The sequence below is a fragment of the Paenibacillus sp. J2L1-98 genome (assembly GCF_056269405.1).
This window is the reverse complement of sequence record NZ_JBWDNW010000030.1, coordinates 1-25,426: the sequence shown is the minus strand read 5'-3', so window position 1 is coordinate 25,426 and position 25,426 is coordinate 1. Positions and strand designations below refer to the sequence as shown.

The following is a 25,426-nucleotide window of genomic DNA, read 5'->3' as shown; positions in this document are numbered from 1 at the left end:
CCTACATCACCCCCATCAAGTAAACGATCGTGAATACGAAAATCCACACGACGTCCAAGAAATGCCAGTATAAGCTGATGATGCTTACTTTGCGTTTTGTGACCGGTGTAATGCCGCGGCGGCTTAGCTGAAAGATCAGCGCGGTCATCCAGACGAGACCGACCGAGACGTGAAGCCCGTGCGTTCCGACAAGAACGTAGAAAGCAGACCAATAGGCGCTTGTTCCAATTGTAGCACCCTCATGCACCAGGTGCATAAACTCGTTTACTTCAAGAAATACGAATGATGCGCCGAGCAAAGCGGTAATCGCGAGCCAGAGAATCAGACCGCGTTTGTTCCCTTTGTTCATTTCCAGAACGGCTACGCCGCTCGTGAAGCTGCTTGTGAGCAGGAGGAAGGTCGAAATGATAATACCATTCATTTCGAGCAATTCCCCGCCGGTCGGTCCGCCGTCCGTGTTGAGACGGAGGACGACATAGGTAGCGAACAACGTACCGAATAATATAACGTCGGTTATAAGAAACAGCCAGAAGCCGAACATTTTCAACGACTCTTGATCGTGATGATCGTCATGGTGACCGCCGCCGTGACCGGCACCGTGTCCGCCATGCGCTCCTGCTGGATTGGAAACTGCATGTGCCATTATTTTGTCCCCCTTAATGCGGCTTCCGTACGCTCGATCTCATCCACCGGAATGTAATAATCGGTATCGTAAGAGAACGAACGGGCAAGCATACATATGGCTACGCCGATCATACCCGGTATAGCCATCCACAGCCAATCCCATACGAAGCCGAAGCCTGCTATAAACCAGCATAACGACATGATGAACGGAATACTTGAATTTTTCGGCATATGGATCGGCTCAAGCGGAGCGAGTGGTTTGGCCGGTTCACCGCTCGCAATGCGCTGTTTCTCTTCCCACCACTCGTCTTGGCTTGTAACCTGCGGCAAGCGGGCGAAGTTGTAGAGAGGTGCAGGCGATGGAATCGACCATTCCAGCGTACGGCCATCCCATGCGTCGCCGTCCTTTTCCTTCTTGTAAAACTTAATGCTATGAGCGATTTGCCACACTTGGAAAATAAACGCGAGACCCATTAAGAAAGCTCCGACAGTAGATACGACGTTAAGCGGCTGCCAGCCCATATCGAAGTCGTATTCGTTGAAGCGGCGCGTCATACCCATGAGGCCAAGCGCGTATTGCGGCATAAAACATACATAGAAACCGATGTTCCAGAACCAGAATGCCCATTTGCCGATACCTTCATGCAAGCGGAAGCCGAACATTTTCGGCCACCAGTAATAGAGACCTGCGAAATAACCGAACACAACGCCGCCGATAAGCACCTGATGGAAATGCGCGATCAGGAAGTAGCTGTTATGGAACTGGAAGTCGGCCGGCGCAACAGACAGGAGCACCCCGGTCATCCCCCCGACGACAAAGCAGGGAATGAACGCGATCGTCCACATCATCGGTGTCGTAAACGAAATTCGGCCTTGGTACATCGTAAACAGCCAGTTAAATACTTTCACCCCGGTCGGTATTGCGATCAGCATCGTTGTTAAAGCAAAGAACGCGTTAACGTTAGCGCCGGAGCCCATGGTGAAGAAGTGATGCGCCCAAGTGAAGAACGAGAAGAAGCTGATCGACATAAGGGCGAATACCATCGATTTATAGCCGAAAAGTTTTTTCTTCGCGAAGGTCGATACGACCTCGGAGAATATGCCGAATGCCGGCAAAATAACGATATATACTTCAGGATGTCCCCACATCCAGATGAGGTTGATGTACATCATCGGATTGCCGCCGCCGTCGAGCGTGAAGAAATGGGCGCCCAGATAGCGGTCAATGAACAGCAGGAACAGCGTAACCGTTAATATTGGGAAAGCGAACATAATCGTGATACATGACGAAAGTACGGACCATACGAACATCGGCATTTGCATGAGCTTCATGCCCGGCGCGCGCATTTTCAGAATCGTGACAACAAAGTTAATTCCCGTAGCAAGGGAGCCGATACCTGAAATTTGAATACCCCAGATATAGAAGTCTTGTCCGAGCCCCGGACTGCCTGACATCTCGGAAAGCGGCGGATATGCGAGCCAGCCTGCATCCGGCGAACCGCCGATAATAAAGGATACGTTGAACAGCATCGCTCCAAAGAAGAACATCCAGAAGCTAAGGGAGTTCAGGAACGGAAACGCAACGTCGCGGGCTCCGATGAGGAGCGGGACGACGATATTGAACAGACCGAACATAAGCGGCATCGCCATGAACAGGATCATAATAACGCCGTGCGTGGTGAAGATTTGGTTATAGTGTTCCGCGTGCAAAAACTCAAGCTCCGGAGCAGCAAGCTGAACCCGCATAAGCAGCGCATCGACGCCGCCGCGGAACAGCATGAGAATGGAAGCGATGATGTACATGATTCCGATTTTTTTATGATCGACGCTAGTCAGCCATTCGGTCCACAGCCAGCGCCATTTTTTGAAAAAGGTGAGTACGAATATAATCGCGACAAGCGATAACCCAATGGATACTTGAGCCCCTAAAATAAGCGGATCGCCGGTAACGAAAAATTCGGATGCGAATTGTTTAATTTTGTCTAACATGAGGGGTCCTCCTAAAAGTTTGTAGAACAAACTCGTTTCAAAAGCTTGCGCTTGTAAGTGGGTTAATGCCCCACATGGTTATGCGTGTTAGCGTCCGTGCTGCTGGCTGAGTGATGATGCGTCTCCGTCGTAACCGCCGGAGCGGTCTCTTCAATCGCGGCTGCCGCAGGCTCCGCTGCTTCACTGCCATGATGCTGATGCGCGCCGCCGCCGCCGTTCACATATTGTTTTACGATTTTATTGAATAAACCTTCAGGGAAGCTGGAGAACAGCTGCACATCAGAAGTTCCCGGCTCAGTCAGCTTCTCGAAGCCCTCCATAGTTAGGGATGGAGACTTAGCCTTCACTTCGCCAATCCAAGCTTTATATTCTTCCTCCGAAGTAGCATCGACTTTAAACGTCATTTGGGCAAAATCTTTCCCTGTGAAGTTCGCGCCGGAGCCAAAATAGCTGCCTTGCTCATCTGCTTGCAGGAATAGGGTCATGGCCATACCCGACATGGTGTAAATTTGTCCGCCGAGCTGCGGAACCCAGAAGGAGTTCATCGCCGTGTCGGACGTTAATTGGAACTTAATCGGCACGTCTTCCGGAATTTTAATGTAATTGACAGTTGCGATATCCTCATCCGGATATTTGAACAGCCATTTCCAGTCAAGCGACGTGACTTGAATCGTAATGGGCGCCTTAGCCGATTCGATCGGTTTGGAAGGCTCGAGCGCATACGTGTATTTAACGGTGACGATAGCCAGTATAAGGATAGCGATAATTGGAATGGTCCACCAAGTAATCTCCAGCTTCGTGCTATGCTCCCAGTTAGGGTTGTAGGAAGCCTTTCTGCCGGGCTTATCGCGGTACCGCCAAACGATAATAGCTGTCAGGATAAGTACGGGCACGATGATAACGGAACACAGAATGGTTGAAAAATAAATCAAATCCTTCTGAGACTCGCCGATTGGCCCTTTCGGGTCGAGCACAATGAATTGCTCGCCGCAGCCGGAAAGCATAACGGCCATTAGCATAATAAGTACGGGTGTCAGCATACGAAGATACGGTCTCATCAATAGTTCAACTCCTCAAAATTACTGCTTACGACTACAATAGCAGATCTACAAGATAATAACTGCGGGGTTAACAATTACGTCAAAAATTCGTCTTTTTTCTGTAACTGAAAGTTCACGGCTTAGACAACTGTTACATTTAGGATACTTTGCAGCGCCAGCTGTTCTGTCCATCATTACCCAAACAAATAGACAGCCCCATTCGGTCAGTGACCTCATGGGGCTGTCTATTTGCTCCGCTATAAATGCGGCGGTTACTTACGATTGATGGTCGTCAAAATCTTTCGGCTGCTGCTCTTGCGTTAGGCGAGCATGGACGAGTCCGATTGCTGTACCAATGACATAAATATGAACGCTGCCGATTAGAAATCCGATGCCGACCATAAGTCCGACATTTCGATCGCTGAAATGGCTTAAATTGACTAGACTGAGCACAACGCCAATGGCAAGAACGCCCCATGCGATTGCAGTCATTGCTTTGACAAGACGCTTGACATCCGATTTTGAAGGTTGAATATGGCTGATTGTTACGGTTTTCGTGGTCATTTTTGAACACTCCCGATTAATTGTAAGTGTTTTCTTATCCCTACTATAACACAACTATATGCATTTGTTCAAAGAAAATTCACTTTTTGATCATAAATCGGACAAAAATGTGCAAAGGTCATGGCAGTATCACAATCGGCAGCCGCAGCAGCTTCCTTCTTAAAGTAAGCCGCTGCTTTTTCTAGTCTGTCCACCAGCGCTTCAGATCAGTCCACCAAGTGCGGCGTCCCTCCGCCTTCGCTCCGTCTTGACCGGTACCGCTGCCGTTATCGCCCGCCGCGGCTGGCTTGCCGCATACTTCAGTTGGCTCCGTTCCGCTAAGGAAGGTCTCCAGCCGTTTGTTCGGGCAGGTGCTTTCCGCAATCTTTCCGCTGGTCGGATCAATATACACATTTACGACACCTTCCGGGATCGGGAAGATTTTAGGCGGTACGGCGGCAAGCGCCTGCTCCGTGAAATTAGCGAAAATCGGCGCAGCGCGATAAGCCTCGGCAACGGTCAGCTTACGATCTTTGTCGTATCCGACCCATACGGCTGTCGCCAGCTCGGGGGTATATCCGACAAGCCACGCATCCGTAGGCGTTGTGCCTGTCTTGCCCGCAACCGGCCGCTTAATAATAGAAGATACACGGAAAGCGGTGCCGCCTTCTTTAAATACGCTCTCCATTAAACTGGTCATGACATAAGCTTCCGCCGCGGTTACAACCTGCTCGGATTTATGCTCCGCTTCATATAAGACTTGGCCCTTGCGGTCCTCGATACGGATAATCGCGATCGGTTCATAGCGGAGACCGCCGCTGGCAAACGTGCCGAAGGCGGAGGCCATTTCGAACGGACTGACCGGGAATGTGCCAAGCGCGAGCGAAGGGACGGGCTGCATCGGGCTGTCGATCCCCAGCTTCCTCGCCGTATCGATCACTTTGTCAGCGCCAACGGTCATGATCGTGTTGACTGCGTAAATATTATCCGAGCTCGCCAGCGCCTGCCGCATATCGATCAGCTCATTCAAGTACTTATCGCCATAGTTATGCGGCTCGTATGTCTTGCGTCCTTCATCGTAAGTGAACACGGTCGGTTCGCTCTTGTAGTGCGTCAAGGGCGACATGAAGCCGCTCTGTATGGCGGTTAAATACAAGAAAGGCTTGAAGGAGGAGCCGGGCTGACGCGTTTTGGCAAAGACACGGTTGTACTGATTTTTCTTATAGTCTCTTCCGCCGACCATCGCTTTGATATAGCCGTTGCGCGGATCAATGGCAATAAGCGCGGCTTGCTGCTCGGAGCTTTCCGGAATCCCTTTCGCAATGACCTCTTCGGCCGTTGCTTGCGCTGCCGGATCAAGCGTCGTATAGATCGTTATGCCGCCCTCGTTCAGCAAATGCTCATTGATGCCAAGTTTGTCCACGGCAATATACCTGATATAATCGCGAAAATACGGCGCAAACCCCTCCTGCTCGCCAGAGCCGAGCGTCTGAAAATTCAGCATCTCCGCATAAGCGGCATCCGCCTGTTCGGACGTAATCGAGCCGCCTTCGACCATCGCCTGCAGTATCGTAAGCTGACGGTCCTTCGCGTTTTTCATATTCAAATAGGGGGAATAATATTTGGGTCCCTTCGGGATGCCGGCGAGCATGGCGCTTTCAGCAAGCGAAAGCTCGGAAGCATGTTTATTGAAGTACATCATCGCAGCCGCTTCAATGCCGTAGGAGCCATGGCCGTAATAAATTTGATTCAAATACATGCCGAGAATTTCATCCTTGGAGTAGTTCATCTCGAGCTGCACCGTGTACATAGCTTCCTTTATTTTGCGCTGCCAGGTTCGCTCATGCGTCAGATAAAGATTCCGTGCAAGCTGCTGTGTGAGCGTACTCGCGCCTTGCCGTGTAGAGAAGCTTTGGACGTTCACCATAACGGCGCGCGCCATTCCTTTCATATCGAAGCCGCGATGGTCGTAGAAACGGTGGTCCTCGATTGCCAAGGTCGCATCAATCACGTAATGCGAGATGTCCGAAAGCTGTACGGAGCGTCTGTTTTCTCCGGCATGGAACGTATCGATGACGTTGCCTTGCAGATCGACCATCTGAGACGTTTGGCTGATGGCGGCGACAGGCAAAGATTGCGTCCGCAAATAAACAAGCGTGCCCACGATGACGAGCACGAATAGGGCGAATGCGGCAGCAGCCCATCTCAGCCATTTTTTCATTTTCAGAACATGGGATATGAACCTCTCGGTTATAATAGGAAAAGCAGTTCGGCGACGGGGCTTACCCTGCCGATTGGAAGGCTTATTCATGGAGCAGGCTCCCTTCAGCGCAAAGCATCACTTTTCCTTAGTATGGAAAAACGGGGAACACCCTATTCACGCAGAGCCTGAGGTTGATTAAATTTTTGTATATAAGGTTGGAAAAGGTTGCTTTTTTGGCCTAATTTACTATAATACAGGTTGAACCATTGAAGGAAAGAAGGGATTATACGACATGGAATTGTGGTATACAGAAAAACAAACAGACAGCTTCGGCATTACGGCGAAGATTACTAAAACTTATGTAAATGAACAAACGGATTTTCAACAGCTTGATATGATCGAGACGGAAGAGTTCGGAACGATGCTTGTTCTTGACGGCATGGTTATGACTACGGTGAAAGATGAGTTCGTTTACCACGAGATGGTCGCACATCCTGTTCTTTTCACGCATCCGAATCCGGAGTATGTGCTCGTTGTGGGCGGCGGTGACGGCGGCGTTATCCGTGAAGTCATGAAGCATCCGAAGGTGAAGAAGGCTGTTCTCGTCGACATTGACGGTAAAGTGATTGAATACTCCAAAAAATATTTGCCAACTATCGCTGGCGAGCTCGACAACCCGCGCGTTGAAGTGCTTGTGAACGACGGCTTCATGCATATTCATGATCATAAAAACACGTACGACGTTATTATGGTTGACTCTACAGAACCGGTTGGCCCTGCTGCAAACCTGTTTACGAAGGGCTTCTATCAAGGCATCTACGAGGCGTTGAAGGAAGACGGTATCTTCGTTGCGCAAACGGATAATCCTTGGTTCAAAGCGGATCTTATCCAAAGCGTAAACAAAGACGTGAAGGAAGTATTCCCGATCGTTCGTGTATACGGCGCGAATATTCCGACTTACCCTAGCGGTCTGTGGACGTTCACAATGGGCAGCAAGAAGCACGATCCAATTGCTGTTGATGAGACAGCTATTCCAGAAATCGATACGAAATATTACACGCCGCGTCTTCACAAAGCAGCTTTCGTACTGCCTAAGTTCGTTGAAGATCTCGTGAAATAACGAGCGGCTACGCTATAGGAGAGAGAGGACAACCCTCATGAAATTGGATCAAAAATATTCCGGCAACGTCTTCATCCTGAGCTCTGACAATTATGAAGCTTCCAAAGCGGTTATCTACGGCATGCCGATGGATTTCACGGTTAGCTTCCGTCCGGGTTCGCGTTTCGGTCCTCCCCGCATTCGCGAGGTATCGATCGGATTAGAAGAATACAGCCCTTACTTAGACCGCAGCCTCGAGGATATTGAATATTTCGACGCTGGAGATTTGCTGCTTCCATTCGGCAACGCAGCGCGCAGTCTTGAAATTATCGGCGAGTTCGTTCGCGGCGTACTGGATGACGGCAAAATCCCTGTCGGCCTCGGCGGCGAGCATCTCGTTTCTTGGCCGATTTTCCAAGAGGTGTATAAGAAGTATCCTGACCTTGCGATTATCCACTTCGACGCTCACGCCGATCTGCGCGAGTCGTATGAAGGCGAGCCGTTGTCCCACTCCACGCCGCTGCGGAAGGCAGCCGGTCTGATGGGCGGACAGAACATTTACCAGTTCGGCATCCGTTCGGGCTCACGCGAGGAATGGCAGTATGCGCGCGAGAACATTAACTTCCACCCGTTCGAGGTATTGGAGCCGCTGAAGAAGGTGCTTCCTGAGCTCGAAGGCCGTCCGGTTTATTTAACGATCGATATCGACGTGCTTGATCCATCCGCAGCGCCTGGTACAGGCACAGCGGAAGCGGGCGGCATCACATCGAAGGAACTGATCGAATCGGTTCACGCGATCGCCCGTTCCGGTGTTAACATCGTTGGCTGCGACCTTGTTGAGGTAGCTCCAGCGTATGATCCGACGGAGCAGACGCAGATCGTTGCGGCTAAGGTTATCCGCGAGATGCTGCTTGGTTTTGTGAAATAGAATTCAGATATAGAAAGACGTTTTCTGCGTAATCTTAGCGGAAAGCGTCTTTTTTTGAAATATAAGCAAGTACAGAATAGCAAACTGCATGTATTATAGTGAAAATGAACTTACAGGAGGCAATCCGATGCGAATTTATTCGTTTCCGCCGGTTATCGATGAGCGTGCTCGTGTGCTTATTCTTGGGACGGCGCCGAGTGTGAAATCGCTTGAACATAAACAATTTTATGGGCACCCGCAGAACTACATGTGGCGAATTATATACCGTTTGTTTAATGAATCGGACGCAGATCCGGTGTATGAGAGGCGGCTCGCATTCCTGAAGGAGCATCGGTTGGCGCTGTGGGATGTCATTGAGTCCTGTGAACGGGAGGGCAGTTTAGACGTTAATATCCGCGCGGAAGTGCCGCAGAAGCTGCCTGAGCTTGTAGCGAAATATCCGGAGCTGCGCTGCTTTGCATTTAACGGGAGCAAAGCGTACGACACCTTCCAAAAATTTTATCGCGGGCATGAAAGCTTCCGGAACATCACGCTGCTGAAGCTGCCCTCCTCCAGTCCGATTCCTACTCAGCGTATGCGAACGCTTGAGGATCGCGTGGAGGCATGGCGGGAAATTGTACCGTATGCGTCAACTTAACCGCGCTCTAGCGTTGAAATTAAGAGGCTTCCTGTATATAGTAGTTACATAAGATTAGACTGATAACAGGAGCAAGATTATGGCTGACAGCAGGAAAGTGCGAATTACTTTGGAGAGCGTGCAGGACGGAAGCTCGCACACTCACGCCTATGAGGGCGAATGGTTTCGCAAGGAACGGTCCATATTTGTCCGTTACAGCGAGCCGGCTGTAGAAGGCGATCCGAAAGCCGGAGAAGTGCGCACGCTTGTGAAATACCGGCAGGGAGAGCTGTCCATCGTGAGGCGGGGCGTTATTGAATCGGAACAGCTATTCGTGCCCGGACTTAGGCGGACTGGACATTACCGTTCGTCGATGACGTCTTTTTCGCTTGAAACGGATACGCTTCTGCTGTCGCTTCAGGTGCCGGAGGGCGATGAAGGGAGTACGGAGGCTGTTTCATTGCCGTCGCAGCTGCCTTTTACGCTGGAGTGGGAGTACGAGATGCACGTAGGTGATCAAATGTCGGGCCGTTTCCATATACGGCTCCATATACAGGAGGAAACTAATCAATGAGCGCAAATGTACTGGAAAAAATGTATGATCAGGTTAAGGCGGCCATCGCCGATGCTGCGGTTGCAGCCGGTCTTGCGGCGAGGGAAGAGCTTCCCGCGTTCGTGCTGGAGGTTCCGAAGGATAAATCCCACGGTGATTTGGCAACTAATGCTGCTATGCAGCTGACAAAGCTGGCGAAGAAAAATCCCCGCCAAATCGCGGAAGCCATCGTTGCGCATTTGGATACGAAGAAAGCGTCCATTCAGTCTGCCGAAATTGCAGGTCCGGGCTTCATTAACTTCCGCATGAACAACAGCTACCTCTATCCGGTTGTGAGCGCCGCGCTTGAGGCTGGAGAAAATTATGGACGTGCAGGAGAAAAGAGCGGCAAACGCGTGCAGGTAGAGTTCGTCAGCGCGAATCCTACCGGCAGCCTGCATCTCGGCCATGCGCGCGGTGCGGCTGTTGGCGATGCATTGTGTAACGTGCTTGATTACGCTGGCTATGACGTTACGCGCGAATACTATATTAACGATGCCGGAAAACAAGTAGAGAACCTGGCTGTGTCCATCGAGGCTCGTTACCGGCAGCAGCTTGGACAAGCCGCGGAGATGCCGGAGGACGGCTACTACGGCGAGGACATCATCGGTTTCGCGAAGCTGCTCGTTGAGCAGGAGGGAGATAAGCTGCTTGAGCTTCCCGATGAAGAACGGTTTACGTATTTCCGCCAGTTCGGTCTGGAGCGGGAGCTCGACAAAATTAAGCGCGATCTCGGAAGATTCCGCGTAAGCTTCGACGTTTGGTACAGTGAAACGTCCCTCTACGAGAGCGGACAAGTTGAACAAGGACTTGAAGCACTCAAAGCGACGGGTCATGTTTACGAGGAAGAGGGAGCGACCTGGCTGTCTACCATGACCTTTGGCGACGACAAAAACCGCGTACTCGTGAAAAATGACGGTTCTTACACTTATTTGACGCCGGATATCGCTTATCACCGCGATAAATACAGCCGCGGCTTCGATCAGATGATTAATATTTGGGGCGCCGATCACCATGGTTACATCCCGCGCGTAAAGGCGGCGATGGAAGCGCTTGGCAATGATCCGGGGAAACTGACCGTGCTCATCGCACAAATGGTCAGCTTGTTCCAAAACGGCGAGAAAATGAAAATGTCGAAGCGTACGGGTAAAGCAGTTACAATGCAGGATCTGATGGACGAGGTGGGCATTGATGCGATCCGTTACTTCTTCTCCATGCGGAGCATGGATTCGCATCTCGATTTCGACATGGATCTGGCTATCTCTACCTCCAATGAAAACCCGGTGTTTTACGTCCAATATGCGCATGCACGGATTTGCAGCATTTTTAGACAAGCAGAGGAGCAAGGTCTTGTTCTGAAGTCCGTGGATGCTATTGATTTCAGCAAGCTGGCTGCAGAGAGCGAATTCGATCTTCTGCGCAAGATCGGCGAACTGCCGCAGGAAGTAAGCGAAGCGGCGGCGCAATACGCTCCGCACCGTCTTATTCGTTATGTATACGAACTGGCGTCGCTGTTCCACAGCTACTATAGAGCGGAGCGCGTCATCACAGAGGATGCCGAGCAGTCGCAAGCCCGTCTGGCATTGCTCGGAGCCGTTCGCATCTCTATTGCCAATGTGCTGCGCCTAGTCGGCGTTTCCGCACCTGAGCGCATGTAATTTCCTTCTCATAAAAAAGCCGCGGATCTAAGCATTATCCGCGGCTTGCATCATACTCATCACATCAAGCTCGCCGATCGTTCGGCGGGCTTTGCTGCCCCTTAAGGGCTGTACGGAGCGCTTGATAATAGACTTGATCTCGGTTGGCGTTAGTCCTGGCTTATGCGCAAGCAGGAGAGCGATTGCTCCGCTGACATGCGAGGTGGCCATTGAGGTGCCGCTCATCTCGTTGTATTTGCCGCGAAGCCAGGCAGATACGATCTTGTCGCCTGGCGCATATACATCAATGTACGCACCGCGGTTACTAAACGGAGCCACGCGACGAAGCCTGGTTGTAGCGCCTACGGCTATCGTCTGCGGATAACGGGCCGGATAATCGACAGAACGCCGCTTCCCGTCGTTGCCGGATGATGCAACGATAATAACGCCCGCATTATGGGCGTTCGTGACAGCGCTTAGCAGCGCTTTGCTTCTGGTCTTCATGCCGAAGCTCATATTAATGACGTCCATGCGGTTGCGGATACACCACTCGATTCCGAGAATAATGTCGGAGACGAAGGCGCTCCCATTGTGATCGAAAGCTTTAACGGGTGAGATCAACGAGCGCGGCGCTACGCCGATCATACCTTGTAGCTGGTTGGCTGCCGCAATCGTTCCGGCAATATGGGTCCCGTGACCATTATCGTCATGCGGAAGCATGCTGCGGTTAAGCAGGTTGATGCCTCTTGAGAGCGATTGGCGGAGATCGGGATGACTGAAATCGGCTCCCGTATCGATGACGCCGACCTTAACGCGATGGCCGGTCGTCGTGCTCCAGGCTTGTGGGGCTTTAATCTGGCTGACGCCCCAAGGGATGCCTTTATCTACAATAATCGACTTATTCGGTGAGGCATGAACGCTGATTTTGCAATCTTTTTCAATCCATACACGTCCTGAGAACCGTTCAAGCGTTTCCTCGGCCGGCAGTCTGCAGGATATTCCGCGAATGATAGGCATTTTTCTGATGCTTATTTGAGGCGATGACGACGAAGCGGCCTGAGGCATTTGCTGAAGGAAGTATCGGTAGTCGCTCGCACGCTGAAAGCGAATGATTCGCTTTACTGTCGTTGTGTCCGTGCAAGCCATCGTATCCTGCAACAAACGGATAAAAGCGGCGGTGTCCAAATTTGGCTTCCCCTCCCGACGGACCATGCTGCACTATTGTATGAGCGAGCGCTTCAGAACGCATGAGCCACTTGCCTTTTTTCACATAATTAGGCTTCAAACCGTGTCAAAAATCGTTGAGGGACATAGGATGAACAAAGAGTTCTCAGGGGCTCTTACGTCCAAGGTACGTTACCTTCGTGTCATGGCCGGATGGATACAGTCAAAGCGGGAGGACTATCCTTTCGCTTTTTGCATTTAAGTCCAAGCTGTACCGGCAGCTGTGCAGCCGCTTGCTTTTTTGCAAGAAATAGGTTTTACTATACTGTGACTAGCGTAAACGGCGGGCGTCATCCTCTGGCAGCAACCGCAATTTACGCAATGAACGAATACATAAATTGATTGGCAAGAGAGGATGTGTACATATGAGCAGCAGCAATTTTACGTTAAAGCTGGATCCTGAACGTATGAAGGAAATGCCTATGGTCGATTTGGCATTTGAAGTGCTGAAAGCGGCTAATACACCTTACTACTATCGCGATCTAATGATGGAGATCGCTAAAATACGCGGTCTTTCCGCAGACGGTATCAACCAGTTCATCGCCCAAGTGTATACGGAAATCAACATTGATGGCCGTTTTGCTTGCGTAGGCAGCAATATGTGGGGATTGAAGCGCTGGTATCCGGTTGAACGTTCCGAAGATCCTGTAGGCAATGCGAAGCGTACACGCATCATTAACGATGACGATGATCTTGAGGATGATGATGTGTTCGCGGACGAGGAAGAGGATTCGTACGCAGAGACGGAAGAGGACTACGACGTATTCGACGAGGACCGCGAGGACTTCGAAGAGGCGGAAGAGGAAACGGAAGTCGATGAGGAAGTTGGCATTGATGACGAGGAGCTGGACGAGGAAGAAGTCGACGGCGATTTGGATGCTGATGACGATGATGAGTCGGATGATGACGAAGAATTTGACGACGACGACAAGTAATTTGCTTAAAGTGTAAGCTGTATAAGCGGCAAGCGCATACTCCTGCTTACATTTTACCGCGGGCCTCGAACAGACGGCGAAAGCCGTTTGCTCCGCAGTATGTTTTATCCTGTCAGTTTCGCTTGACAGGTGCTACAAGCGAGGAGTAAACTATCTCATGGGCTTAAGATTCGGTTAACAAATAACGCATACAAGTGTAAATGGTCGATGGCGTCCTTTGGAGGCTGAAGATTTATTTCACGGAGAAATATAAGCTGAGTATAACGTTCAAACTTATGCTTTCTTATATTTTTATATATGCCAAAATGGAAAAGTGCCCCGTTGCTACGGGTGTCACTTTTTTTGTTTGTAGGGAATGGGTCTGTAGGACGCATTTCCACAAACTGGATGGACGGGCAGAGTGTATCTGCATCCATGTTTATCGAGTAAATGGGCAAACCTAAACATTAACAATAGGAGCTTGGAGGGTATCATCACAGTGACCAAATATATATTTGTAACCGGCGGCGTGGTGTCGTCATTGGGCAAAGGGATAACAGCAGCCTCGCTCGGTCGATTGCTGAAGAACAGGGGCCTCAAAGTAACGATTCAGAAGTTCGATCCTTACATTAACGTGGACCCGGGAACGATGAGTCCATATCAGCACGGAGAAGTATTCGTCACCGATGACGGCGCAGAAACGGATTTGGATCTTGGTCACTATGAACGGTTTATCGACATCAACCTGTCGAAGAACAACAACGTGACGTCCGGCAAAATTTATTCAAGTGTAATTACCAAAGAACGTCGCGGCGACTATTTGGGCGGAACGGTTCAAGTTATCCCGCATATTACGAACGAAATCAAAGACCGTGTATTCCGTGCGGGCAAAGAAGCAGGCTCTGATGTAGTTATTACAGAGATCGGCGGTACAGTAGGCGACATCGAGAGCTTGCCTTTCCTTGAAGCGATCCGTCAAATTAAAAGCGACATCGGACGCGATAACGTCATGTATATCCACGTTACGCTAATTCCTTATATCAAAGCGGCAGGCGAAGTGAAAACAAAGCCGACGCAGCATAGCGTCAAGGAATTGCGCAGCATCGGCATTCAGCCGAACGTGATCGTATGCCGTACGGAGTATCCTCTTGCTGAAGATTTGAAACGCAAAATCGGATTGTTCTGCGATATCGATGCGAATGCAGTCGTGGAATGCCGCGACGCTTCGACATTGTACGAGGTGCCGTTGATGCTTCGCGAGGAAGGACTTGATGAGATCGTCGTCAACCATCTGAAGCTTAAAGCGGAGCAGCCGGATATGCGTGAATGGGAAAGTCTTGTTACGCGCGTAAAGTCGCTTCATAAGAAAACCGAAATCGCGATCGTAGGGAAATATGTCGCTTTGCACGATGCATACCTCAGTATCGCAGAATCGCTTGAGCACGCCGGTATTGCCTCTGATTCCGTCGTGAAGATTCGTTGGCTGCATGCAGATGATCTTACGGAAGAGAACGCTCACGAGCAGCTGCAGGGCGTTCACGGCATTCTTGTACCTGGCGGTTTCGGCGATCGCGGTATTGAAGGCAAGATTACAGCCATCAAATATGCCCGCGAGAATAAGATTCCGTTCTTCGGTATCTGCCTAGGCATGCAGGTTGCCGTAATTGAATATGCTCGCAATGTGGCTGGACTAGCGGGCGCGAACAGCTCGGAAATTAATTCGTCCACACCGTATCCGGTTATCGATTTACTGCCGGATCAGAAGGACATTGAAGATATGGGCGGTACGATGCGCCTTGGCTTGTACCCTTGTAAGCTTAAGTCGGAAACGCTGGCTGCACGGGAATATGGCGACGAGCTCGTTTACGAGCGTCACCGTCATCGGTATGAGTTTAACAATGAGTACCGTGAAGCAATTGAAAAAGCAGGCTTGACTATTTCCGGAACATCTCCGGACGGACGTCTTGTTGAAATGGTGGAGATGGCCGACCATCCTTGGTTCTTGGCTGTACAATTCCATCCGGAATTCACGTCCAGACCAAATCGTCCGCAGCCATTGTTCCGCGGATTCGTCCAAGCTGCTCTCAACTATTCTGAGTAACATCAATCATTTCTTTCAATGACATATTCCATGTCAACACCTGATAAGTTTTTCTCTTTACGAGAAGGATTATATACCCACATTAGCGAATATATTAACGATTATGGAAGAGTTGGCCATTTCTGTTGGCGGACTCAGTCGCGGGGGGATTTGGAGTTGGAGAAGAAGAAAGTGTTGATCGTTGATGATCAGAACGGTATTCGCGTATTGCTCATGGAAGTATTCAGCAGCGAGGGTTATAACACGTTCCAAGCATCTAATGGCAAGCTGGCTTTAGAAATCGTGAAGAACGATGCTCCCGATCTTGTGCTGCTGGATATGAAAATTCCTGGTATGGATGGTTTGGAAATTTTAAAGCATGTGAAAGCGATCGACCGCAATATTAAAGTCATCATGATGACCGCATACGGTGAGTTAGATATGATTAAAGAGGCGACTGACCTCGGGGCGTTAATGCATTTTACGAAGCCGTTTGACATCGACGAGATGCGAATAGCGGTTAACATGCAGCTGCGGGGTGGAAATTCAACAAGTCGCTTTGCAATAGGTTCTTGATTTTGTTACAAACGGCATCGTCGCTTGCTTGGAGACGGTGTCTTTTTTTTGCATTTTCTGGAATCAACAAAACTAGCTTTACTTTTTCAAGGCGCATTATGTTATAATGACTCAGAATGAAGCGTAAAAACAAGAGTATGGAAATTAAACCGCCTCAAGACGGCAAGTGGGTTTAACACTCACTTGCTTTGGCGGTTTTTCCTTTATTCTCTTCCAATCCACGGGAGGAAACATAATTAGATGGAGAAATTGATGATACGCGGTGGACGGCCGCTCCACGGCACCGTTCAAATTAGCGGAGCCAAGAACAGCGCTGTTGCGCTAGTCCCTGCTGCCCTTTTAGCAGAATCAGAAGTAGTGTTAGACAATTTGCCGATTATAAGCGATGTAGCTGTATACAGTGAAATTTTGCAAGAGCTTGGAGCAGTCGTGAAGCGTGACGGCGACATGATGCGCATTGATCCTTCCGCGCTTGTCTCGAAGCCAATGCCAAACGGTAAAGTGAAATTGCTGCGCGCATCCTATTATTTGATGGGTGCAATGCTCGGCAGGTTTGGAGAAGCGACAATAGGACTGCCTGGGGGCTGTAATTTTGAGCCAAGGCCAATCGATCAACATATTAAAGGATTTGAAGCATTGGGTGCTACGGTAACCAATGAGCATGGATCAATCCGAATTTCCGCCAAGCAGCTGCGGGGTGCGAAAATCTATCTCGACGTATCAAGCGTTGGAGCGACTATTAACATTATGCTAGCGGCCTCCCGGGCCAAAGGGTTAACCCTTATTGAAAACGCGGCAAAAGAGCCTGAAATTATAGATGTAGCTACTCTCCTAAATGCCATGGGCGCAAAAATCAAAGGTGCCGGAACTGAAACGATTCGGATTGAAGGGGTCGATCGGTTGCACGGCTGCCGCCATTCCATCATTCCCGATCGAATCCAAGCTGGTACGTATATGATTGCAGCTGCTGCAACACGCGGCGATGTCCTTATTGATAATGTTATTCCGAAGCATTTGGAAGCGATGACGGCCAAGCTCGAGGAGATGGGTGTCCAAGTCATAGAGATGGATGAATCCATCCGGATTATTGGAGCGCCTAATTATTCGTCAATCGATGTGAAAGCACTCGTTTATCCTGGTTTTCCAACGGATCTACAATCGCCGATGACAACCTTGCTTACACAAGCGAATGGTGTCAGCATTTTAACCGACTACGTCTATGGCACCAGATTCAAGCATGTTCCTGAGCTCACCCGCATGGGAGCCAACATTCGCGTGGAAGGCCGCTCGGCCGTTATCGAGGGCGGTAAGCTCAATGCTGCTAAAGTGAAGGCTGCTGATTTGCGCGCGGGCGCTGCGCTTGTTGTAGCTGCGTTGACCGTTGACGAAGGCGTTACCGAAATATCGGGCGTCGAATATATTGACCGGGGTTATGATAACTTAGTAGAGAATTTATGCCGATTAGGTGCAGAAGTATGGCGTGAAACAGAAGTCAAATCTTAAGAGGCATGATGAAGCAGACGCTGTGGAATAGACGGCGTCTAATTCGGCAATGATAGATAATCAGGCATATGATTTTACTAGATATACAAAATCATAATGAAAATTGAATAAAGTGGTGAGAACATGACAGACCTTCAGATCGCCGATCTAGAAGAGTTGAAATTGACTGATCTTTACAAATTAGCGAAGCAATTTCAGGTTCCTTATTACGGAACGCTTAAGAAGAAGGAATTAATTTTTGCTATTCTACGTGCGCAGGCAGAGAAAAGCGGCCTTATGTTCATGGAGGGCGTACTCGATATTTTGTCAGAGGGCTTCGGATTTTTACGGCCTATTAACTATTTACCGAGCAAAGAGGATATTTATATCTCAGCATCGCAAATTCGCAGATTTGATTTAAGGAGCGGCGACCTCGTATCCGGTAAATGCCGTCCGCCGAAAGAGAATGAACGTTACTTTGGCTTGCTTCAGGTTAATGCCGTTAACGGCGAGAACCCTGAGACAGCATCCGAACGACTGCATTTTCCTGCGCTTACTCCTCTTTATCCAGAAAAAAAACTAGTACTTGAGACGACAAAGTCGAAGCTTTCCACGCGCATGATGGACTTGCTCGCGCCTGTAGGACTCGGACAGCGCGGTCTAATTGTAGCCCCTCCGAAGACGGGTAAAACACTGCTTCTCAAAGAAATTGCCCACAGTATTTCAGAAAACCGTCCCGACATCAAATTATTCGTTCTGCTCATCGATGAGCGTCCCGAGGAAGTTACCGATATGCAGCGCTCGGTCAAAGGCGAGGTTATTGCCTCAACGTTCGACGAGCTGCCTGAAAATCATATTAAAGTAGCTGAGCTTGTGCTTGAACGGGCGCTGCGCCTTGTTGAACACAAGAAGGATGTTGTGATCCTGATGGACAGTATCACTCGACTTGCCAGAGCGTATAACTTGGTTATTCCTCCATCCGGACGTACGCTTAGCGGCGGTATCGATCCGGCTGCGTTCCATCGTCCGAAACGGTTTTTTGGTTCGGCTCGTAACGTCGAAGAAGGCGGCAGCTTGACTATACTGGCGACTGCGCTGATCGAAACGGGCTCACGTATGGATGATATTATTTATGAAGAATTTAAAGGTACCGGCAATATGGAGCTCCATCTGGACCGCAAGCTTTCCGAGCGTCGTATTTTCCCTGCTCTCGATATGCGCAGATCAGGTACGAGACGAGAAGAGATGCTTTTGACGAAGGAAGAGCTGGATAAAGTGTGGGCTATCCGCAGAGGGATGACGGATACGCCTGATTATGTCGATAATTTCTTGAAAAAACTAAAAGACAGCGAGAACAACGAACAATTTCTCATGTCGCTTGATACAACAGCAGAAGCGAAACAACCGGAGCGGTCCGGTATCAAAAGCAGTGCTACCACGACCAGCAGGCGGCCTACGCCTAGAACTACGCACGGATCGTAAGACCGCAGGAAGGAGAACAACATGAATCTCGTATATGCGGATGAACAAGGAAATGTATTTGACCATCCAGACTTTGTGGCCTTGGGAAGAAGCGGCGATATGATCGTCGAAATCATGGAGGAGGAATTGATTCCTCTTCCTCATGGAGCAACGCTTGTCAGCCTGCCATTCACTAGGCCTATTGGGCTTAATCCGGATACAGGCGAAATGCAGGTGCTGCCAGGCGATGTTCAAGCGGTTGGCGCCTTGCTTCCGCAAGGCTTTACCCGACTATGTCTGCCTAGTTATGTGAAAGCGGATAAAAACGAGAAGCTTCCTTTATTCGGTTATACGGCTGTCGTATGGAAAGATGGAAGCTTCTATGTAACAGCAGAACAGTGTGATGATCCGGAGAGATGGGATCCGCTTAATTGCGATCGTGGCGAGCTAGGCATACAGGTTGAGCGTCTGCTTGCCAAATACCCGGAAAACCGTTTATACAAGCATCTGTCCAATTGTGCTTTAGGCTATGAATGCTTGACCTCATCCAACACATTTCTAGGCCGCTGGGAAGGTGCGGTTCCCGTTTCCTACTCTTGCAACGCCGGCTGCTTTGGCTGTATTTCCGAGCAACCGGATGATAGCGGCTTTGTTGCTCCTCAAACACGGATGAACTTTAAGCCGACTGTCGATGAGGTTGTTGAAATTATGCTGGAGCACTTGCGCGAGCCGGAATCGATCATCAGTTTCGGACAAGGCTGTGAAGGCGAGCCTTCAACGCAAGCCAAAATTATCGTTGAGGCGATGCAGCGAGTCCGCAGTCAAACCTCGCTTGGTTATATTAACATTAACACCAATGCAGGGCTGACCGATTACATGCGCGCGATTGTCGATGCAGGGCTTAATCTGATGCGCGTCAGTACGATTAGTGCGCTTGACGACCATTATAACGCCTATTACAAGCCTCGCGGATATACGTTGAAAAATGTTGAGAAGTCGCTTAAGTATGCATCGGATAAAGGTGTGTATACCTCCATCAATTATTTGATTTTCCCAGGGGTTACGGACCGTGAAGAAGAGATAGAAGCGATGATCGGATTCGTGAAGCGCACGGGATTAAAGCTGATCCAAATGCGAAACCTGAATATCGACCCTGAAAGCTATTTGGCAATTATCCCGAAGGCGCAGGGTGAAATCTATGGCATGAAGCAAATGCTGGAGATTTTCCGCGAAGAGCTTCCGGATGTGGTAATTGGCTCCTATACGCATGTTCCGCCATCGGCGTTGCTTCGATAAGTACCAATTAAACGGTAATTTCAGCTAAAATTAACATATTAACGATTATTCATTGCAACTGCAAAACAGTTCATGCTATAATCCGGTATGTGTGATTTAACTCTGGGTCCGCATGCGATTCAGGGCAGAAAGAGGTGAACGAGATGAAACAAGCTATTCATCCGACATACCACATCATTACAGCAACTTGCGCTTGTGGAAATTCCTTCGAGACTGGTTCGATTAAACCGAGCCTTCGCGTTGAGATTTGTTCCCAATGCCACCCATTCTACACGGGTAAGCAAAAGTTCCTGGATGCTGGCGGCCGCGTCGATCGTTTCAAGAAGAAATACGGCATTTAATCCTACAGATCGTTCTGCCTTTATTTGGCAGAATACAAGAGCCTCCCTCAGCCATCCTATTGGATAGAAGGGAGGTTTTTTGATTGGATAAGAAATCATTCGATTCGAATAAGCAATGGGGTTTTACGCGATTTATTGTCGCGGCGGTATGCATAGCGGCGTTATCCTTAACGCTCTTTGGCTGCGGTAGCAACAAGCAGGACAAGCTGAAAACCTACGGACATGACGGATATATGGGGTATTCCAACAGCAATCCAAACTTGCCGAACCGTCATCAGTACCTCAATTATAATGCGGACGGCAATTTTGTTGAACAAGTGCTGGAGCCCATTGCTGAAATTGAGCGTACGCAAGTTTATTTCAACGGCAATGACCTGCATGTGAATATAAAAATCAATAAAGCGGTATCCGATGCACAGCTCGAACGGCTGCGGGCGAAAGCGCAGTCGATCGTTCAGTACAATATGCCGAGGTACAATGTTTATGTAGAAGCGAAAAGATAAACGGGAACAAGATCCTCCTTCCAATTGCACCCATGAGTTGCGCTTTAGGATGGAATCGGCTATACTTATTTTTACCGTGCTAGATGGGGAGGTAGCGGTGCCCTGTAACTCGCAATCCGCTGTAGCGAGGTTGAATTCCTGCTTGAGGTTATGCTGATGTAGGGTCTTGGCACTTGCGAGCAGTGTTGACAGTTGGGTCCTCCGCAATGGACGTTTGTGAACCCGGTCAGGTCCGGAAGGAAGCAGCCGTAAGCAAATTAGTTCATGTGCCGGGGGAGTGCCTGACTCGAGCTGTAGTGCAAGGATGCCGCCTGGGTCGCATTAATCAGGAGCAGGTGCACGGTCCTGAATTTTTTCTGAGATATTGCCAATAACAAAAGTAGCACTTGTACACGCTGTTCGATGTTTTTGTCGGAAAGTGGATGCAGGTGTTTTTGTTTTTTTAAGGGATAAGACAGGTAAAAGAAAGTTTTGATTGCTACACAGTTGTTGTATAATAGGGGAATAGCAATTATTTTTTTGTAATGAAAAGGCAACATGAAAGGAAAGGTCTGCGTGTCACATATCGCTTTATACCGTGCCTGGCGTCCGCAGACGTTTCAGGACATGGTTGGACAACAGCATATTATCCAAACGCTCCAAAATTCAATTCGCGAGCAGCGCGTGTCGCATGCGTATCTTTTTAATGGACCGCGAGGAACCGGGAAGACCAGCGCCGCGAAAATTTTGGCGAAAGCGGTCAACTGTGAACGTGGTCCGGCTGAAGAGCCCTGTAATGAATGCGGTGCTTGCATAGGGATCACCGCGGGACATATTATGGATGTGATCGAGATTGATGCCGCATCTAACCGCGGTATCGATGAAATTCGCGATATTCGTGATAAAGTGCGATATGCACCTTCAGAAGTGCGGTTCAAAGTTTATATCATAGATGAAGTACATATGCTTACGGCCGAGGCGTTCAATGCCTTGCTTAAGACGCTTGAGGAGCCGCCGGGGCATGTAATCTTTATTTTGGCGACAACCGAACCGCATAAGCTGCCTGCAACGATTATCTCACGCTGTCAGCGTTTTGATTTCAGACAGGTATCGCTTGAAGAGCAAACCGAGCATTTGTTAAAGATCTGCCGAGAGGAAGGCATACAAGCAGACGGGGATGCGCTTGCTTACATCGCAAGGCTTTCGGAAGGCGGTATGCGCGATGCGATTAGCTTGCTCGAGCAGGTTTCTGCTTTTGCAGCAGACCGCATTACCCTTGATGCAGCGGTGGATGTGACCGGCGGCATGGCCGCTGATCATTTCTATCAGCTGGCTGAGGCTGTTAAGGATCGCAATGTGGCGGCGGTTATGCCGCTCGTAGAGAGCTTGATGCAGGCCGGCAAGAGTGCGGACAAATGCATGGAAAACCTGATTTATTATTTCCGTGACTTGCTGGTTATGAAGCTTGCTCCGCAGGGCGGTGCCGTAACGGAACGCATTGTTGATCCGGAACGCTTCAAAGTAATGTCCGAAGCTTTCACACCCGGGCGGCTGTTCACTATGATCGATACGCTGAACCGCTATCAAGTAGAGCTGAAGCATGCATCACAGCCTCAAACGTTGTTTGAGGTGGCGCTAATGAAGCTCTGCACGCTTAGTGACGAGCAATCTTCAAGCGGAGGAGCGGCAACTGGCTCTACTGCATCAGTCACAACCGGCGCGCAGTCAGCTGAAGTGGGCCGGTTGCGGCAGCAGGTTGAAGCGCTGGAGCGCAAGCTTGAGCAAGCGCTGCAGAATGGAGTGGCTGCCGGGGCTCATTCAGCCTCTGCAGACAGTGCGGCCAGCAAACAAGCCGCACGTACCAATGCTGTTCGCAGCTCATTTGGCGGCTCAGGCGGGATAGCACGGTCGTCTGTTAAGCTCGATCCATACTTAGCAGCGGCAGGCAGCCCCGAATTCAATCAATTTCGCATGAAATGGAATGACGTGCTTCAAGGCGTGAAGGAAGCCAAAATAACGGTTCATGCTTGGTTGAAGGACGGGGAGCCGGTCGCTTCCGCTGACGATGCCATACTTGTCGCTTTCAAAAATACGATGCACCGCGAAACGACCGAAAAGCCAGCCAACCGTGAGATTATTGAGAAAGTTATGCAGCATGTCCTTGGGGGGCCGTATCGGATCGTGACGGTCATGATGAAGGACTGGCAGGCTGCAGCACAAGGCGCTAGTGCTCAGAAGAGCGAGACGCTTCAGTTGGAGCCAGAGGCTGATAACGCTCCGCAGACATCAAGCAGGCCTGTTTGGGTGGAAGAAGCCGTTAAGCTTTTTGGCGAAGATTTGGTAGTTATAAAGGATAACAATTAAATTCTAATGATGAGGTGATTTTCAATGAACAATATGAACCAAATGATGAAACAAGTGAAGAAAATGCAGGATCAAATGATGAAGGCACAAGAAGAGCTCGAAACAAAGACGGTAGAAGGGACTGCGGGCGGCGGTGTTGTTACAGTTACCGCGAACGGTCACAAGAAGCTGCTAAACATTACCATTAAGCCTGAAGCAGTAGATCCAGAGGATGTAGAAATGCTGCAAGATCTCGTGCTTACTGCAGTTAACGACGCGCTTGCAAAGGTAGATGAGCTGGCGAATAAGGACATGGGTAAATTTACAGGCGGAATGAAGATTCCTGGATTGTTCTAAGAAGCAAACGTGTGCTTTCGTTTGAAAGGAGCTGTACCCCGTTTTGTATTATCCCGAACCGATAGCGAAATTAATTGATGCTTTTACGCGATTACCGGGTATTGGGCCCAAAACGGCCGCCCGTCTGGCGTTCCATGTGCTTCGAATGAAAGAAGACGACGTCATTGGTTTTGCGAAGGCGCTAGTAAGTGTTAAGCGCAATTTGTTCTATTGCTCGGTTTGCTGCAACATTACCGATACCGATCCGTGCAGAATATGCCAGGATAAGTCTCGCGATAATTCTGTTATTTGTGTTGTACAAGATACAAAGGACCTTGTAGCCATTGAGCGGATGAAGGATTTTCAAGGGCAATACCACGTCCTGCATGGCGCGATCTCTCCCATGGAGGGTATCGGTCCAGATGAAATTCGAATTGCAGAGCTATTGCGGAGATTAAGTGATGAACGGATTCAGGAGCTTATATTAGCAACTAACCCAAACATTGAAGGCGAAGCAACAGCGATGTATTTATCGAGGCTCATTAAGCCGTTTGGTATTCGAATTACGAGGATAGCGCATGGATTGCCTGTAGGCGGCGATCTTGAATATGCTGATGAGGTGACACTCTCGAAAGCGTTAGAAGGTCGACGGGAAATAAATTAACGTCAAGCACTATGAATAAGCGGCAGGTCGAGCATTTACTCGATCTGCCGCTTTTGTCGTTTCTAACAGGGATGCTTTCCATCAAGATCTCGTTCTATTCCAATGTCCAAGCCTATACATATAGTAGAGAACTGTATGAAATCAGGATGAGCGGAGGGATACGTTTGAAGAAAAAGAAACAGGCGGACTTGGAAAAAGAAGTGCAGCAAATGGACGACATTCGAATGGAAATAGTTGAAGCGCATCAGCAGTGGGTGAATGCGAACCGTTATTTTGATTATGCTATTGGCGATGATCAGATCGACTACGCCATTTATTGCATTATTACTGCAGAGAAGAGATATGAGATGCTGCTGCGCGTGGCAAAGCGTACAAAAGGTAAATGGCCGGCTTGGAGAGGAGTGATGAAATGAAAGCATTTTGGTTATCTATGTTTATTGCATCGTCGGTATTATTGGCAGCTGTATTATTAAGAAACAAGCTATCTTGGGGCTGGCTTCGCGGATTTGCGCTGCACCTCGTTCTGGCTGCGGGGTTATTGTACTTGTTGAACTACTCAGAACTTGTACCAGGCATATATATCCCGCTGAACCCCATCACGATTGGAACTGTGGTTACTTTAGGCGTACCCGGCGTAGCCCTAATAGTGGGCCTTCAATGGGTTGTTGTGTAGATATTAAAAAAATGTTTAGGCAAAAGGTTGACGCGAGAAGCAATTATATGCTACATTAGTTCTCGCGCCAAGAGTAAGTGAACAAGCTTAAAAAAAGAAATAAAAAAAACACTTGCATTAACTTGGGCGTCTGTGATATATTATAAAAGTCGCCGATACGAAATACGCCGTCGACACGAAAGAAAAGATTGTTCTTTGAAAACTGAACAACGAGTAATAACTGCCTCGCAAATCCTTCGGGATAAGCGAAAAAGCGATAACAAGTAATGAGCAAGTCAAACAC

25 protein-coding genes and 1 other RNA gene are annotated in these 25,426 nt (G+C 49.2%); 19 read left to right on the top strand and 7 right to left on the bottom strand.

The window, feature by feature from the left end; genetic code table 11:
* Position 1 precedes the first annotated feature (1 nt).
* The 5 genes from cyoC to AC0YNZ_RS28675 form a co-directional block, all read right to left on the bottom strand.
* Positions 2-643, bottom strand: a complete 642-nt coding sequence (cyoC, locus tag AC0YNZ_RS28695; protein ID WP_475829819.1) for a cytochrome o ubiquinol oxidase subunit III — start codon at positions 641-643, stop codon at positions 2-4.
* Positions 643-2,613 (bottom strand): cbb3-type cytochrome c oxidase subunit I, encoded by a 1,971-nt coding sequence (locus AC0YNZ_RS28690; protein ID WP_475829818.1) that lies wholly within the window; start codon positions 2,611-2,613, stop codon positions 643-645. The genes cyoC and AC0YNZ_RS28690 overlap by 1 nt, the downstream gene beginning before the upstream one ends.
* Before the next feature lie 62 nt (positions 2,614-2,675).
* Positions 2,676-3,671, bottom strand: a complete 996-nt coding sequence (gene cyoA, locus AC0YNZ_RS28685; protein WP_475829850.1) for a ubiquinol oxidase subunit II — start codon at positions 3,669-3,671, stop codon at positions 2,676-2,678.
* A 258-nt stretch (positions 3,672-3,929) separates the two neighbouring features.
* Complete coding sequence (locus AC0YNZ_RS28680; protein ID WP_475829817.1) at positions 3,930-4,217, bottom strand: hypothetical protein; 288 nt, start codon at positions 4,215-4,217, stop codon at positions 3,930-3,932.
* A 181-nt stretch (positions 4,218-4,398) separates the two neighbouring features.
* The gene (locus tag AC0YNZ_RS28675; RefSeq protein WP_475829816.1) at positions 4,399-6,507 is read right to left on the bottom strand and encodes a transglycosylase domain-containing protein; all 2,109 of its coding nucleotides are present in this window, start codon (positions 6,505-6,507) and stop codon (positions 4,399-4,401) included.
* Between the two features lie 184 nt (positions 6,508-6,691).
* Here AC0YNZ_RS28675 and speE point away from each other — a divergent pair, with 184 nt between their 5' ends.
* The 5 genes from speE to argS all read left to right on the top strand — a co-directional run bounded on the left by speE (position 6,692) and on the right by argS (position 11,292).
* On the top strand, positions 6,692-7,519 hold the full coding sequence (gene speE, locus AC0YNZ_RS28670) for a polyamine aminopropyltransferase (RefSeq protein ID WP_475829815.1): 828 nt from the start codon (positions 6,692-6,694) through the stop codon (positions 7,517-7,519).
* A 37-nt stretch (positions 7,520-7,556) separates the two neighbouring features.
* The gene (speB, locus tag AC0YNZ_RS28665; RefSeq protein WP_475829814.1) at positions 7,557-8,426 is read left to right on the top strand and encodes an agmatinase; all 870 of its coding nucleotides are present in this window, start codon (positions 7,557-7,559) and stop codon (positions 8,424-8,426) included.
* Between the two features lie 127 nt (positions 8,427-8,553).
* Positions 8,554-9,063, top strand: a complete 510-nt coding sequence (locus AC0YNZ_RS28660) for a DNA-deoxyinosine glycosylase (RefSeq protein ID WP_475829813.1) — start codon at positions 8,554-8,556, stop codon at positions 9,061-9,063.
* A gap of 79 nt (positions 9,064-9,142) precedes the next feature.
* The gene (locus AC0YNZ_RS28655; protein ID WP_475829812.1) at positions 9,143-9,616 is read left to right on the top strand and encodes a YwiB family protein; all 474 of its coding nucleotides are present in this window, start codon (positions 9,143-9,145) and stop codon (positions 9,614-9,616) included.
* Positions 9,613-11,292, top strand: coding sequence for an arginine--tRNA ligase (argS, locus tag AC0YNZ_RS28650; RefSeq protein WP_475829811.1), 1,680 nt, complete (start codon positions 9,613-9,615; stop codon positions 11,290-11,292). Before AC0YNZ_RS28655 ends, argS begins: the two co-directional genes overlap by 4 nt.
* A 27-nt stretch (positions 11,293-11,319) precedes the next feature.
* On the opposite strand, the gene AC0YNZ_RS28645 is transcribed toward argS, so the two are convergent.
* The gene (locus tag AC0YNZ_RS28645) at positions 11,320-12,456 is read right to left on the bottom strand and encodes a S8 family peptidase (protein WP_475829810.1); all 1,137 of its coding nucleotides are present in this window, start codon (positions 12,454-12,456) and stop codon (positions 11,320-11,322) included.
* Positions 12,457-12,860: 404 nt separating this feature from the next.
* Here AC0YNZ_RS28645 and rpoE point away from each other — a divergent pair, with 404 nt between their 5' ends.
* The 14 genes from rpoE (at position 12,861) to AC0YNZ_RS28575 (ending at position 25,143) form a co-directional block, all read left to right on the top strand.
* A complete protein-coding gene (rpoE, locus tag AC0YNZ_RS28640) occupies positions 12,861-13,430 on the top strand; it encodes a DNA-directed RNA polymerase subunit delta (protein ID WP_475829809.1) in 570 nt (189 codons plus the stop codon).
* Between the two features lie 478 nt (positions 13,431-13,908).
* Positions 13,909-15,510 carry a CTP synthase gene (locus AC0YNZ_RS28635; protein ID WP_475829808.1) on the top strand — a complete coding sequence of 534 codons (1,602 nt, stop codon included), beginning with the start codon at positions 13,909-13,911 and terminating at the stop codon, positions 15,508-15,510.
* Between the two features lie 156 nt (positions 15,511-15,666).
* A complete protein-coding gene (locus tag AC0YNZ_RS28630) occupies positions 15,667-16,065 on the top strand; it encodes a response regulator (RefSeq protein WP_110774116.1) in 399 nt (132 codons plus the stop codon).
* A 240-nt stretch (positions 16,066-16,305) separates the two neighbouring features.
* The gene (locus AC0YNZ_RS28625; protein ID WP_475829807.1) at positions 16,306-17,568 is read left to right on the top strand and encodes a UDP-N-acetylglucosamine 1-carboxyvinyltransferase; all 1,263 of its coding nucleotides are present in this window, start codon (positions 16,306-16,308) and stop codon (positions 17,566-17,568) included.
* A 123-nt stretch (positions 17,569-17,691) separates the two neighbouring features.
* Positions 17,692-19,029: a transcription termination factor Rho gene (gene rho, locus AC0YNZ_RS28620; RefSeq protein ID WP_475829806.1), complete on the top strand. Its 1,338-nt coding sequence runs from the start codon at positions 17,692-17,694 to the stop codon at positions 19,027-19,029.
* A gap of 21 nt (positions 19,030-19,050) precedes the next feature.
* Positions 19,051-20,304 (top strand): radical SAM family protein, encoded by a 1,254-nt coding sequence (locus AC0YNZ_RS28615; RefSeq protein ID WP_475829805.1) that lies wholly within the window; start codon positions 19,051-19,053, stop codon positions 20,302-20,304.
* Between the two features lie 143 nt (positions 20,305-20,447).
* Entirely contained in the window at positions 20,448-20,645 is a 198-nt protein-coding gene (gene rpmE, locus AC0YNZ_RS28610; RefSeq protein ID WP_475829804.1) for a 50S ribosomal protein L31, read from the top strand.
* Between the two features lie 83 nt (positions 20,646-20,728).
* Positions 20,729-21,148: a hypothetical protein gene (locus AC0YNZ_RS28605; RefSeq protein WP_475829803.1), complete on the top strand. Its 420-nt coding sequence runs from the start codon at positions 20,729-20,731 to the stop codon at positions 21,146-21,148.
* A 74-nt stretch (positions 21,149-21,222) separates the two neighbouring features.
* Positions 21,223-21,491, top strand: an RNA gene (ffs, locus tag AC0YNZ_RS28600) — signal recognition particle sRNA large type.
* A 212-nt stretch (positions 21,492-21,703) separates the two neighbouring features.
* Entirely contained in the window at positions 21,704-23,491 is a 1,788-nt protein-coding gene (dnaX, locus tag AC0YNZ_RS28595; protein WP_475829802.1) for a DNA polymerase III subunit gamma/tau, read from the top strand.
* A gap of 24 nt (positions 23,492-23,515) precedes the next feature.
* Positions 23,516-23,827: a YbaB/EbfC family nucleoid-associated protein gene (locus AC0YNZ_RS28590; RefSeq protein ID WP_475829801.1), complete on the top strand. Its 312-nt coding sequence runs from the start codon at positions 23,516-23,518 to the stop codon at positions 23,825-23,827.
* Positions 23,828-23,870: 43 nt separating this feature from the next.
* Positions 23,871-24,470, top strand: coding sequence for a recombination mediator RecR (gene recR, locus AC0YNZ_RS28585; protein WP_475829800.1), 600 nt, complete (start codon positions 23,871-23,873; stop codon positions 24,468-24,470).
* A gap of 164 nt (positions 24,471-24,634) precedes the next feature.
* Positions 24,635-24,883 (top strand): DUF2508 family protein, encoded by a 249-nt coding sequence (locus tag AC0YNZ_RS28580; protein WP_475829799.1) that lies wholly within the window; start codon positions 24,635-24,637, stop codon positions 24,881-24,883.
* Complete coding sequence (locus AC0YNZ_RS28575; protein WP_475829798.1) at positions 24,880-25,143, top strand: pro-sigmaK processing inhibitor BofA family protein; 264 nt, start codon at positions 24,880-24,882, stop codon at positions 25,141-25,143. The genes AC0YNZ_RS28580 and AC0YNZ_RS28575 overlap by 4 nt, the downstream gene beginning before the upstream one ends.
* A 55-nt stretch (positions 25,144-25,198) precedes the next feature.
* Here the strand turns inward: AC0YNZ_RS28575 and AC0YNZ_RS28570 are convergent.
* The coding region (locus AC0YNZ_RS28570) for a hypothetical protein (RefSeq protein ID WP_475829797.1) at positions 25,199-25,426 on the bottom strand (228 nt) is incomplete at its 5' end.